This is a genomic window from Ruminococcus sp. XPD3002 (assembly GCA_900119535.1).
In the GTDB taxonomy this organism is placed as follows: domain Bacteria; phylum Bacillota; class Clostridia; order Oscillospirales; family Ruminococcaceae; genus Ruminococcus; species Ruminococcus flavefaciens_H.
Genome location: FPJT01000001.1, coordinates 336071 through 347995, shown reverse-complemented (window position 1 = coordinate 347995; position 11925 = coordinate 336071). Strand labels below are relative to the sequence as shown.

10 protein-coding genes are annotated in these 11925 nt (G+C 43.0%); 1 reads left to right on the top strand and 9 read right to left on the bottom strand.

Annotated features, from left to right (window positions below):
* Window positions 1–36 precede the first annotated feature (36 nt).
* The 8 genes from BT127_RS01355 to BT127_RS16385 all read right to left on the bottom strand — a co-directional run bounded on the left by BT127_RS01355 (window position 37) and on the right by BT127_RS16385 (window position 9210).
* Window positions 37–765 (bottom strand): ABC-2 transporter permease, encoded by a 729-nt coding sequence (locus BT127_RS01355; protein WP_075423224.1) that lies wholly within the window; start codon window positions 763–765, stop codon window positions 37–39.
* Window positions 765–1532, bottom strand: coding sequence for a hypothetical protein (locus BT127_RS01350; RefSeq protein WP_075423223.1), 768 nt, complete (start codon window positions 1530–1532; stop codon window positions 765–767). The genes BT127_RS01355 and BT127_RS01350 overlap by 1 nt, the downstream gene beginning before the upstream one ends.
* Window positions 1532–2410: an ABC transporter ATP-binding protein gene (locus BT127_RS01345; protein WP_075423222.1), complete on the bottom strand. Its 879-nt coding sequence runs from the start codon at window positions 2408–2410 to the stop codon at window positions 1532–1534. The genes BT127_RS01350 and BT127_RS01345 overlap by 1 nt, the downstream gene beginning before the upstream one ends.
* On the bottom strand, window positions 2403–2789 hold the full coding sequence (locus BT127_RS01340; protein ID WP_075423221.1) for a GntR family transcriptional regulator: 387 nt from the start codon (window positions 2787–2789) through the stop codon (window positions 2403–2405). Before BT127_RS01340 ends, BT127_RS01345 begins: the two co-directional genes overlap by 8 nt.
* Window positions 2790–2965: 176 nt before the next feature.
* Window positions 2966–5512 carry a D-alanyl-D-alanine carboxypeptidase family protein gene (locus BT127_RS17040; RefSeq protein ID WP_075423220.1) on the bottom strand — a complete coding sequence of 849 codons (2547 nt, stop codon included), beginning with the start codon at window positions 5510–5512 and terminating at the stop codon, window positions 2966–2968.
* Between the two features lie 370 nt (window positions 5513–5882).
* Window positions 5883–7103, bottom strand: coding sequence for a MarR family transcriptional regulator (locus BT127_RS01330; RefSeq protein WP_075423219.1), 1221 nt, complete (start codon window positions 7101–7103; stop codon window positions 5883–5885).
* 175 nt (window positions 7104–7278) lie between these two features.
* Window positions 7279–8208: an AEC family transporter gene (locus BT127_RS01325; protein ID WP_075423218.1), complete on the bottom strand. Its 930-nt coding sequence runs from the start codon at window positions 8206–8208 to the stop codon at window positions 7279–7281.
* A 72-nt stretch (window positions 8209–8280) separates the two neighbouring features.
* A complete protein-coding gene (locus BT127_RS16385) occupies window positions 8281–9210 on the bottom strand; it encodes a hypothetical protein (protein ID WP_075423217.1) in 930 nt (309 codons plus the stop codon).
* 198 nt (window positions 9211–9408) lie between these two features.
* Between BT127_RS16385 and BT127_RS01315 the strand changes: the two genes are divergently transcribed.
* The gene (locus BT127_RS01315) at window positions 9409–9687 is read left to right on the top strand and encodes a sporulation transcriptional regulator SpoIIID (RefSeq protein WP_075423216.1); all 279 of its coding nucleotides are present in this window, start codon (window positions 9409–9411) and stop codon (window positions 9685–9687) included.
* A 577-nt stretch (window positions 9688–10264) separates the two neighbouring features.
* Here the strand turns inward: BT127_RS01315 and BT127_RS01310 are convergent.
* Window positions 10265–11917, bottom strand: a complete 1653-nt coding sequence (locus BT127_RS01310; protein WP_082334846.1) for a leucine-rich repeat protein — start codon at window positions 11915–11917, stop codon at window positions 10265–10267.
* Window positions 11918–11925 lie beyond the last annotated feature (8 nt).

Sequence of the window (11925 nt, the reverse complement as noted above, 5' to 3'; positions counted from 1 at the left end):
GCATTTTGTTTTTCTTATGTTTTACGTAATACAGCTTTATTGCTCGTAATTCTCCGCGCCTTTTCTGAATACCCTTATCGATATCTGACAGGACAGCCAGTAAGCACCAATAGTGAAAAACGGGAACATTAATATCGGTATCAGCACCTTTCCGCTTTTCAGCCAGTCCGTAAACGAAGCAAAAACATCATCACTTCCGATGAGCCATGATATATCACCGAACATAAAGTAGATAAGCATGAGAAAAGATACACCCAATACAACAAGTCCCTTTATATTTGTGCCTTTAATCGAGCCGAAACGTATAATGAACGGAACCTCTACAGCAGAAAGAAAGAGCCTGTAGAAGAACATGAACAAGATAAATGGTGCAGAGGTATATCTTCCTTTGAGGATGCCGAAGGATATCGCATCCGTCAATAATGCCATAAAGAGCACGATAGAATACACTATCAGGATATACAGGTATTTTGACTTGATATGTCCCCTTCCGCCCTGAGGTACGGACATGTTAAAGGCTGAGCAGACTTTGCTTTCGTCCGCCTGAAATACAAACCCCATGGTCATTGAAGCAAACAGAAATACACAATAATACAGCGATGCAGATATCATAACTAATTCCGGAAATGTCTCATCATCTATTCCATCCTTACTGATCAATGTAACTGTAATTATCTCGCTGACACAGCATAAGAGTGTAACTACAACAACAGCGATCACGGACAGAAAATTAATGCGAAAGTTCTTGTAAAGGAGTCCCTTCATTACTTCTCCCTCCTTTTGTAAAGCAGATACATTGAAACAAAAAACAGAACATATACAAGAAAGATCAAGGTCAGCATTATCGGAAGCTTGTCATGTATTGCTTCAGCAATTTCTGACAGATCCATCACCTGATCATCTGCCATACTTTCCCCTTTACTGTTGATAAAAACTGAAACCGCTGATAATCCGCCTATCATAACAAGCATTGACACAATCATGCCAATATCCCTGCTTCTGAAAAAAGTTATAAAGATCTGTGCAAGCACATTAAACACTATAAAAAATGTTAAAAGTAAAAAAACAAAAATATATCCGAAGTTTGTGCTTATCTCGCCTAAAGCTATATCAGTCACGAACAAATAAAGGAAAGAAAGGAGAAAAGCAAACGCAGATACAGCAACAGTTGCTGTAAGCTTTACTAAAGCATACATTTTCGGAGTAACAGGAGTGCAGTGCTCATAACGTTCCCATAATATCATCGCATCCTTAGAAGCAACATCCGCTGGACCAAAGATAAAAGTTCCGATCATGGACGCCGGAAATAACCTTATACAACTAATAAGTGCTTTTCTGAGTTCCTCCGCCTGAGATCTGTCAGCGATGACATCCTCAGAAAGAAGCAGTTTAAGGTTACCTGAATTCATACTGAGAACCGCAAGCAATCCAACAAGCGCAAACATGAGAAAAATTATGAGCTGAATTATATAGCTTGGTTTTCCCAAGTAAAATTCACGGTAAAGAAGTCCTGCAAATGAACTCTTTTTCATTAAGACCACTCCTTTTTCTCGCGGTTTACATAAAACAGCATTATCTCTTCAAGCGTAGTCTTTTCGATAACTGCACCCGAGTATTTCTTTGCAGCAGTCCTGCGGTCAGAAGTCATTATATCAGCGCCGAAGTCATTGAGCCTTGCACTGACTATATCAGCTTTATCTATTTCACCGTATTCTTCCCTTGTACACTTTATCATTCCGTGAGTATCAAGGATATCGTCCTTGTAGCCTGAGATGAGTATTTTACCCTTGTCTATAAAAGTAACGCTGTCGGCTATCTTTTCAAGGTCGCTTGTGATATGCGAAGACATAAGTATGGACCTGTTGCCGTCCATGAGGTATTCACGGAAAATATCAAGTATCTCACTGCGAACTATAGGATCAAGTCCCGTTGTTGCTTCGTCCATGATAAGAAGCTCTGCATTGTGGGAGAGTGCTGTAGCTATCTGAATCTTCATTTTCATGCCCTTTGAAAACTTTGAAAGCTTCTTTTTTACAGGCAGAGCAAATCTGTCGCAAAGTCTGAAAAACTCCTCTTTGTTCCACGACTTATAAAGTCCCGAGAACATCTTTGACAGTGCCTCACCTGTAAATGAATCGTGGAAAGGAAGCTCGTCAAAAACTACAGCGATACGCTCCTTTACGGCATATTCATCCTTTATGTGATCCATTCCAAGCAGCTTTATCTCTCCGCTGTCAATACGGATTATATTCAGCAGAGAACGGATTGTTGTAGTCTTGCCTGCGCCGTTCTGACCGACAAAACCCATGATAGAGCCTTTTGGTACAGTAAAACTGACATTGTCAAGAGTAAAGCCGTCGTATTTCTTGGTAATACCGTTTATTTCAATAGCGTTTTCATATTCAGTCATTTTCATTATCCTCCGAATATATAAGATCGACCATTTCTTTCAGTTCATCGGCAGAAAGTCCGCATATCCTTGCCTTTTTGCAGACCTGAGCAAGCATTTCCTCTGTCTGACGCAGTGTTTCTTCACGCAGGAAGTCGGTATTCTGCTGTTTGACAAAGCAACCCTTTCCCGTAAAGTTTTCGATATAGCCTGCACGTTCAAGCTCCTCATACGCACGTTTAGTAGTGATAACGCTGATGCGGAGCTGTGAAGCGAGAGTACGCATTGACGGCAGAGCGTCCCCTGCTGTGAGCTTCCCCTCGATTATCTGAGCCTTGATCTGATCGATGATCTGCTGATAGATCGGATCATCTGATTCGTTTCTTAAAATGATATCCATAGTTTCCTCCGAAGAAATTGTATATATACACTATACACAGTATAACATGTATATACACACTTGTCAAGTGGTTTCTTTTATTTTTTCTCCACATAAAAAACGGACAGGAGAACTCTCTCCTGTCCGTTTGCTCCGAAAGCTCACATACCTCCCGGGTATCGGCTTCTGAAGCTGTATTATGACTGATAGAATGAATCTATCCCAAGATATTCTTCAAGGCACTTGCCGCTGTTGTGTATCTTTGCAGCAGTCTGTATGCCTACGAATCTGATGTGCCACGGTTCGTATTTGTAGCCTGTAATGCTCTCTTTGCCCTCGGGATATCTGATGATGAATCCGTACTCATGAGCATGTTCCTCAAGCCACTTAGCCTCGGGAGTACCTGCAAAGCTGTCATCGGGGTTATTTACGTCTATGGCAAGTCCCGACTGATGCTCTGAATGTCCCGGACGTGCGGAATATCTCTCGGCAGCAGCCTGACCGTCCTGAGCAACATAGTTATTATACAACTCCTGCTGTGCGATGTATGAACGGTAGCCCGATGTGAAGTAGATATTCAGACCGTCCTCAGCAGCAGCTGCTGAAAGCTTGCTGAACTGGTTGGAAGCAGTTGAATTCATTCCCGGAGCAAAATTCTGAGGAAGCGCATAGGTCTTATTTACGATAAGCATACCGTCGATGTAGGTAACACCGTTTCTGACCTCAACATTGTGGTTCTCAACGCTTATCGGGATAACTGTAGGAGTTGTTGTTGTATCAATAACTACCACAGGCGACTGTGTTGACTCGGTAGTAGTTGTTGTAGTTGTTGTTGCAGATGTAGTTGACAGTGATGAAACTATCTTTACCTTTATATCAGCCTTTACCTCGGGGTTATCAACGCTTGAGACAGTTACTGTACACTCGCCGAGCTTACGTCCGTATACCCAGCCGTCCTGATCTACAGAAGCAATGCTCTCATCCGAGCACACCCACTTTTCAGCCTTGTTGTAGGCTGTTGCGGGAAGCATCGTTACCCATGCAGAAAGATCGCATGTTGCAAGAGGTATCTCTACCTCATAGCGTGAAAGTGATATCTCCTGTACCTTAGTCGGATCGGGAGCCTTAACGTTAACGATGAGCTGAGCCTTAACGTCCCTGCTTGAAGAGCTTGTTACGGTAACGACGCACGAGCCTTCCTTCTTGCCCATGATCCATCCATCGGAACTTACAGAAGCTATCGAATCATCGGAGCTTTCCCATACAAGGCTCTTATCCGCAGCGGTCTCAGGTAAAATAGTTACTCTTGCGCCTGCACCCTTGCCTGTTTCTAAATTCATGGATGTTTTATCCAGTTTTATCTCTGATACAGCCGAAGGATCCTTTGTAGTAGTTACAGGCTGAGTTGTTGTAACAGGCTGAGTTGTTGTAACCACAGGTTCTGTAACGGTAACAGGAGGCTCTGTAGTTGTAACAACAGGTACCTCAGTAACAGGCGGGTTATTACCGTAAACTGTTACGATGATATCAGCGCTTATAGTCGGATCTCCGTGGCAAGCAACAGTAACTACGCACTTGCCTGCCTTCTTTCCGACTACCCAGCCTTCGCTGTCAACAGTTGCGATGCTCTCATCAGATGTAGTCCATATCTCGCCCTTATCCGAAGCACTGCCCGGAAGAATTGTAACGTAGGAGATATCGCCCTCTCCTACGGCGATATTAAGCGAAGTCTTGCTGACTCTTATACCCGTTACCTTATTCGGATCATGTACATTGACCTTTATTTCAGCCTTGACACTTGGATTGTCCACACTTGTGACCGTTACCACACAGGTGCCTTCCTTAAGACCGACTACCCAGCCTTCGCCGTCTACGACTGCGATGCTCTCGTCGGAGGAGGTCCACTTTTCTGCCTTGTTCCATGCTGTTACGGGAAGCATTGTTACGTATGAGATATCACCTTCGCCCACAGAAAGATTCAGTTCTGTCTTGCTGAGCTTTATTGAGGATACCTTATTTGAAGGTTCCGTAATTACATCAGGTTTAACTGTGGTAACAGGTGCAGTAGTTGAAGGTACTGCCGTTGTTGCAGGCGGAGCTGCTGTAGTAATAGGCGCTGCCGTTGTTGCAGGCGGTGCAGCGGTTGTCTTTGGCGGTGCTGCTGTAGTTTTGGGTTGAGCAGCGGTTGTCTTTGGCGGTGCCGCTGTAGTCTTCGGTGGAGCAGCAGTAGTCTTTGGTGGAGCCGCTGTGGTTTTAGGTGCTGCTGTGGTAACCGGTACAGCCGCTGTAGTTGCAGTAGTCTTTGGAACCGCTGCTGCCGCAGTTGTCGTCACAACAGGCTGAACCCCGAAATACGCTTCAAGCGAGCCCTTACCGCCTGTTGAAAGATACGAGTAGTATTCAAGTACATTTGATGCATCCGATGCATTGATGACGCCGTCTTTGTTAACATCGGCGGCTCTGAAAGCTTCACCGGTGAGTTTTCCTGTTCCGCCTGTTGAGAGTATCGAATACTCAACAAGGATGTCGGAAGCGTCCGTTGCATCGATAGTTCCGTCGCCGTTCACATCGCCCAGCGAACTTTTTTTGTCCGAAGCCAGAATGTCAGCCACCGCTCCGCGGCCCGATATCGCCTGACTTTGAACGATATCGATCTCCTCTTCTGCAAAAGCCGTTGCAGACACCGCACAAATGCCCACAACCGCCGCTGACAATGCAGAAGCGATAAACCTCTCTAATTTCATAACTTCTCCTTCTGTACGCACCCGTTATCCTTTTAGATACAGATACGCCTATCTTTTTCTTCCGAAGCGCTGCTTCGGAGTAATCACCCCTGCCATACTGCAAAAAGGGCGCAATACGGCACAATACTAATGATATTGTTCATTATAGCGCTTTCAAAGACCGATTTCAATAGTTGGTCATTGTTTATTAATAATTTTTAGCATTTTGTAGCAAAACGGAGATTTAAGCGGCTTCATTCTGTGATTTTTTTAAAAGCAGCAAAACAGCTCAGAAGGTCAATTATATACAAAAGGTATATTATTTGTTCATTTTTATTGGATGTTATATTGCAAAAAATGGCTCCCTTTTCGGGAGCCATCATATTCTTTATTACTGCATACCGCCGCGTACAAAGAAGTTATCCTGAATGATAAGAGCACAGCCGCCGAGGAAATTATTCTTTCCGTCGAGCTTGCTGAGAACTACTCTGTCAGCTATCTCTTCGCTTACAAGACGTATCATTTCGCGCTTGATATAGTCAAACTGCTTCTCGTTCAGGTGATAGTTATGAAGCACTATTTTCTTAGCAAAATGGCTTATTGCGAGGTTGTTCAGGAGCACAGTGTACTTAGCTATCAGGTCGTCAACAAGGTTCTTTACAGGCTCTTCGCCTCTCATAAGAGCGCCGAATACATTATCTGTATTGATCTTGCTCTTATCGCCTTCTGTAAGCTCATAGAGCACAGGAGTCTTTTCCTTTGAATAGATCTCAGCAAAGGCAGAGAGTATAGCAGAACGTGAAAGCTCAGCCTTTACGGAGCCGTTCGGATAGCCTTCATAGCTTCTTCCGTTGGGACAAACGATATATTTCTCTATCATTGAGGTATATGAAACATAGTCGTTTGAAAGCTCGTTCTTGTTAACGATAGCGAGATTTACCTGATTGCCGTTATGAAGGAATGCTGTATTTGTCTGGTAGCCGTTCTGGGTGCGGAAATCATTGCTTGCAAGAGCCATAAGACCGATAGCATTTCCGCAGTGGATATCGATATCAAGTCCGCTCTGGAGCTTGTCGATAAAGTTTGTGAAATCAAGTACGCCGTCCTTATAGAATATCTTGAGTTTACCCCACATAGACGGTACAACGCCAACGCCGAGGCCGAGGATCTTATCCTTTGTAAGAGCGCTGTTCTCGATCATAGTGTTGCTTGTCTTTATGATGTAATTGATGATATCCTTGCTTGTGGTACGCTCGTCTATGACCATGCTTGATTTATCAAGCACCTCTGAATTAAGGTTTGTAAGGCCGATACTAACTTCCTTTTCATCAACGGTTGCGCCCAGTGCAAAACGGCTGTTCACATTGATATCGATAAGTATCTTTCTTCTGCCCTTCTGGAGCTTTTCGGTATTGATAGGAGCTTCTCCGATCTCTACGAGAACTCCTTCTTCGATCATTTCGTTAGTGATGATAGTTACAGCAGCACGGGTAATTTCGAGTGCGCTCGCCACATCGACTCTTGAAATCGGTCCCGATTCTCTGATAACTCTCAAAATCTGCATTCTGTTGCGCCGCTTTAGATCAAGCTTGCTTATTCCTCTTTTTTCCATAATTCTCAAACTCCGTTTCATAAAATATAATGCCTATCACCTAATTGCCCATAAAGGCCATCACCGTAACAATTGTAAAGGAATTGTCCGTTATGATACATTTATTATAACACAAACCAACTAAATTTCAAACTGTTTTGCGCTAAATTTCTAAAAATCAGCGTAATAAACAAAGTCACTTCACCATTTTTGTTAAATATTCCGTAGTCATTGTGATAATTGGTAAAGTAATTACGGATAGTATAGTTCCAGCGGTAAAAATTTCGGATGCATAGATAGAATTTTTACCATATTTAAGACTTAGCAATGTGCACATCGCCGCAGGAGGTGCCGCAGAAGCGACTACAACGATAAGTCTTACCTTTTCGTCCACAGGAAGGAACGAGAGAACTAATGACACTATAAACGGAAGCACAAGAAGCTTAACCGCACAGACTCTGTAAACGCCTGCTTTTTTTACGAGCTTCCGCAGGTCCGTGCCAGCCATTGTAACGCCCGATACTATCATAGCCACAGGAGTATTGAGTTCCTTGATATAATTGAGCGCCGCATATGGTATCTCGGGAAGCCGTATCTGAAGGAAAAACGTAACGATACCGAGAACTATCGCAATAATAGTCGGCGAATAGAAGACCTTTATTACCTGTTTGAAGTCCTTTTCACCTGATATGAGGATGATGCCGTGAGTCCAAACCACAAGGTTGAATACCGTTATAAATGCGGTCAGATAGAACACTCCCTCCATGCCGAACATCGCATTTATCAGCGGTATTCCCATAAATCCGCAGTTGGAATAGATAGAAGCAAACCGCTCTATGGAAGTATCACGTTCCTTTTTGTTCCTTATAATAAGGTATGCAGCAGGTATGACAACCGCGAATGCCAGCACGGACAGCAGAAACGTTATCAGCAGATTCCTGACAAGATCGCCGTGCAGTTCGGTCTGATATGACATGAAAATAACAACAGGGTTGACTATCTGAAGCACAAAACGGGAAAGCTCCTTATTTGCGTCATTGCTGATTATCTTCGTTTTACTGCATATAAATCCGATAAACATAAGTATCAGCATAATAAGAGTCTGTCTCAGTATAGTTTCAGCCAAGCAAAAAACCTCCAATATTTTTTATCCCATAAAAAGGGACTGCGAAATGCAGTCCCTGAATTATGTCTTTTATCAGTAGAGTGAGAAGTAAGTGCTGAGTCCCGAGCTGTCGCCGTATGGTAAATACTTCCAGTCGTCGTCCTCAAGCTTTACAACGGTAACATAACCTGTTCTCGGAGGCTGTTTGCCCTTCTTGGTCTTAACAGTTACCTCAACCTTGTATCTGTACGCCTTGTCTATACCATAACCGCCGCTTACAGAGTTGTAGTACTCAGCTGCACGGTCGAAATCCTCATCCTTGAGCTTTTCGCCCTCTAAGAACTTTACCTTAGCCTTCTTGAAGCCAGTGCTCTCAAGATTGCTCTTGAATGATTTCTCGGAATCCAGTGCATCATAGCTGTAACCTGTCTTGATAACAGCGATCTGCTCCTCGGGATAGATAGATTCCATCACCATTTCGATATCAGTCTTGTTGATACCCTTTACATACTGCTTAACAGGCTTCTTTCTTGCAATACTGTTTATGCCGCTCCATATGAGAAGACCGAGGATCAGAAGAACAGCCAGTATCAGTACAGCGATCACCTTTGCGCCTGTCTTGCCCTTCTTCTTGCCTTCGCCGTCATTGGCATCGGACTTCTTTTCCTTCTTCTTCTTTTCCTTTTTCTTGTCGGACTTTGTGATCTCAGCAGCGGCATCCTTTACGTCTTCCTTAACGTCCTCAGCCTTATCCTTTACTGCCTCGACAGCGTCTTCAGCCTTGTCTGTTACTGCCTCTGTAACATCCTCGACCTTGTCCTTTACTGCCTTGGCAGCGTCCTCGACCTTGTCCTTAGCCGCCTCAACAGCGTCCTCAGTCTTGTCCTTTACAGCCTCAGCAGCATTCTCTGCCTTTTCCTTTAATCCTTCAACGGCACTTGCTGCTGCATCCTTTATGCTCTCAGCACAGTCGCAAGCTCCGCCCTCAGGGATCTCTTTTCCACAGAATTTACAAAAAGCCATATTAACAACCTCCGAATCAAATAATGTGCTTTTATTTTACCACATATTACCTTAAAAGTCAAGATTCACAGCCAAATTATTCGTTAGCACCAATAAAACAAGCGACTTTCCAATTAAGTTGACGCAGCTGATTCTTAAATGCGGGATCGATGCATATTAATTACTGTCCGCAGAAATAGAACAGTGGAGTTGATACACATGAAAGAAAAGCCCGAACAGCGTGCAGTCACCCTCGGGATGTACATAGCCGAGAACCACGCAACTGTCAGAAATGCCGCACAGCATTTCGGCATATCCAAAAGCACCGTCCACAAGGACGTCAGCGACAGACTGAGAAAAGAAGATCCTGCTCTGTACGAAAAAGTCAGGAACATCCTTGAAATAAACAAACGTGAAAGGCATATCCGCGGCGGAATGGCTACAAAACAGAAATACCGCCGTCTTGCAGAGCAAAAAAAGTACGGACGTCCGGGATAAAACGTCCGTACCACAGTCCCCTTAAGGACTGTCTTTATGTTAAAGCAGCAGTCTGATACTCATACACACCTGCAAGGCTATCCGCGGGCATACAAGCATTTACTGATATCAGCCACCTTCGGTAATGGAACTGCCGCAAGACAGTTGTATCACACTGCTCTTTAATATATTCTATGCAGATTTTCTCAAAAAGCTACAAAGAAATTTCTTACAGTCAGATCTTGTTATTATTGTGTAACCTTACGGAACTGTTTTGTATTCCAGCTGATATCAGCCTGTTATTGCATTATCTGCATCTTTGAGTTATAATATACTCAGAAAAAGAAATAAGAACAAAACCGTATCAACGCCTTCTATACCTCCTGGCGTTAATCATAACACACCTTTTCAAATGAAAGACTGTCCCGACTTGTTCGGGGCAGCCTTTCTTTTTGTGCTTCATGAACAGAAAATGCAAGGAGGCGCACTAATTGCGCCTCCTGCAAACCCATCACTTTTCTTCTTTATCCTGTAAGCGGGCATCGTCATCATAAGAGACGTCCGCTGAAGATCTCTTTCTTAACCTATATAAACTATATCATTTCATGTAAGACTCGGGAAGCGCGCTTATGATCTTTGCATCGTATTTCTGGATGCTGAGCGCATCATTGGCTGTAATACCGTCCCCACGGTTAAATACATCAGCCTTGTCAAGAGCTTCCTCTGTCAGCGGATACTTGATGCTGTTGGCTATATTCTGGAGGATAACGAGTGAATCTGCAAGTCCGATCTCGTTATCTCCGTTGGCATCGCCTATATTATCGACTGTCATTTCCTCAACATTAATACTTGTTTCATTTACAATATTCCCATCTATTTCTGAAAAATAATATCCGTTTTTATCCGCAAACAGCTCTGCTGTTGAACCTTTAAAACCACATATCGTTATACGTGACTTGTAGTTTGAATCATCGAGATATCCTGTAAAACCAGCAGGGAAAGAAGTTAATATCTTCACATCTTTTTTGTGCAGACCTTCATCCGTCTGATCGTCTGCTGCTTCAGACTCGGTTTTGCTCTCGGTAACGGTAGTACTCTCGGGAGATGAACCGGTCGGTCCTATCCAGCAGCTTATCATGCGGTCATCTATCTCACAATCAGGATTAAGGAATGTAATACTGCTAAGCTGATCACAAAACCAGAAAACGCTTCTGTTAACCTTTCTGACATTTTCACCCAAAACCACCTTATTTACAGGAGTTCCTTGAGATATATAGTATTTTAGCTCAGGAGCATCATAATATATTTCTTCAAGATGATGACAGTCACTAAAAACATAGTCCTCAACTTCTTCTACTGTTGATGGAATAACAACTTTGGTAATACGTGTTTCACAAAAAGCCGAACCGCCTATTTTTTTTACCGATTCCGGAATTTCTATTTCTTCAATAGCAGTGTTACTAAATAAACCGCCTGATATCTCTTTAAGGCTTTTCGGAAGATTAGCTTTACTTAGCTTATAGCAATCTGAAAAAGCACTTGTACCGATAGTTTCAACACTGTCAGGGATATCGATGCTTTCAAGTTCTTCAAGATGGCAAAAAGCCATAGTTCCTATCTCCTTGAGTGAATCAGGCAAGGAAACGCTCTTGATTTTAGTACCGGTTCTGTCATCTGTATTTGAAAAGCAATCAGCTGCTATTCTGGTTATTCCATCAGGTACCACAACATTCTCTTCTGTACAGTCAAGTGCATCAACAAGTGTACTTCCCAAAATGAAATATCCGTCTTCATTTACCTGCATATTTCTCCACGGCGTATCCATAAAAGTAAATGCTGATATTTGCATACTCTCAAAATTATCTGGCAGTTTTACATCTGTAAGTGAAGTACAGCCGGAAAAAACAAAATCATCAATATGCTTTATAGTATCCGGTATTTTCACAGACCTGATACTCGTCATATCGCTAAATGTAAACCACAATATCTCTGTAACAGGAAGTCCGTTTACTTCTGACGGTATCACCAGATCAACAATGTCCTTGTTATTGCACTCACAGAGCTTAGCTTCTGTGTCTGAGATCTCATAAACGAAGTCGCCTATAGTTTCTTTTCTTGTTTCGTCTGCTTCCTCAGCAGAAACGGTATCAGCAAAGGCATTCATTCCAACAAATGATGCCTGTTCCGGAAGTATTGTCCCACCGGATAAAAGCAATGATAATGCTGCGACCGTTGATAGTAATTTTTTCATATTTCAAC

Coding starts and splice junctions, on each gene's coding strand:
- BT127_RS01355 (WP_075423224.1), bottom strand. CDS start 765: ATGAAGGGACTCCTTTACAAGAACTTTCGCATTAATTTTCTGTCCGTG.
- BT127_RS01350 (WP_075423223.1), bottom strand. CDS start 1,532: ATGAAAAAGAGTTCATTTGCAGGACTTCTTTACCGTGAATTTTACTTG.
- BT127_RS01345 (WP_075423222.1), bottom strand. CDS start 2,410: ATGACTGAATATGAAAACGCTATTGAAATAAACGGTATTACCAAGAAA.
- BT127_RS01340 (WP_075423221.1), bottom strand. CDS start 2,789: ATGGATATCATTTTAAGAAACGAATCAGATGATCCGATCTATCAGCAG.
- BT127_RS17040 (WP_075423220.1), bottom strand. CDS start 5,512: ATGAAATTAGAGAGGTTTATCGCTTCTGCATTGTCAGCGGCGGTTGTG.
- BT127_RS01330 (WP_075423219.1), bottom strand. CDS start 7,103: ATGGAAAAAAGAGGAATAAGCAAGCTTGATCTAAAGCGGCGCAACAGA.
- BT127_RS16385 (WP_075423217.1), bottom strand. CDS start 9,210: ATGGCTTTTTGTAAATTCTGTGGAAAAGAGATCCCTGAGGGCGGAGCT.
- BT127_RS01315 (WP_075423216.1), top strand. CDS start 9,409: ATGAAAGAAAAGCCCGAACAGCGTGCAGTCACCCTCGGGATGTACATA.
- BT127_RS01310 (WP_082334846.1), bottom strand. CDS start 11,917: ATGAAAAAATTACTATCAACGGTCGCAGCATTATCATTGCTTTTATCC.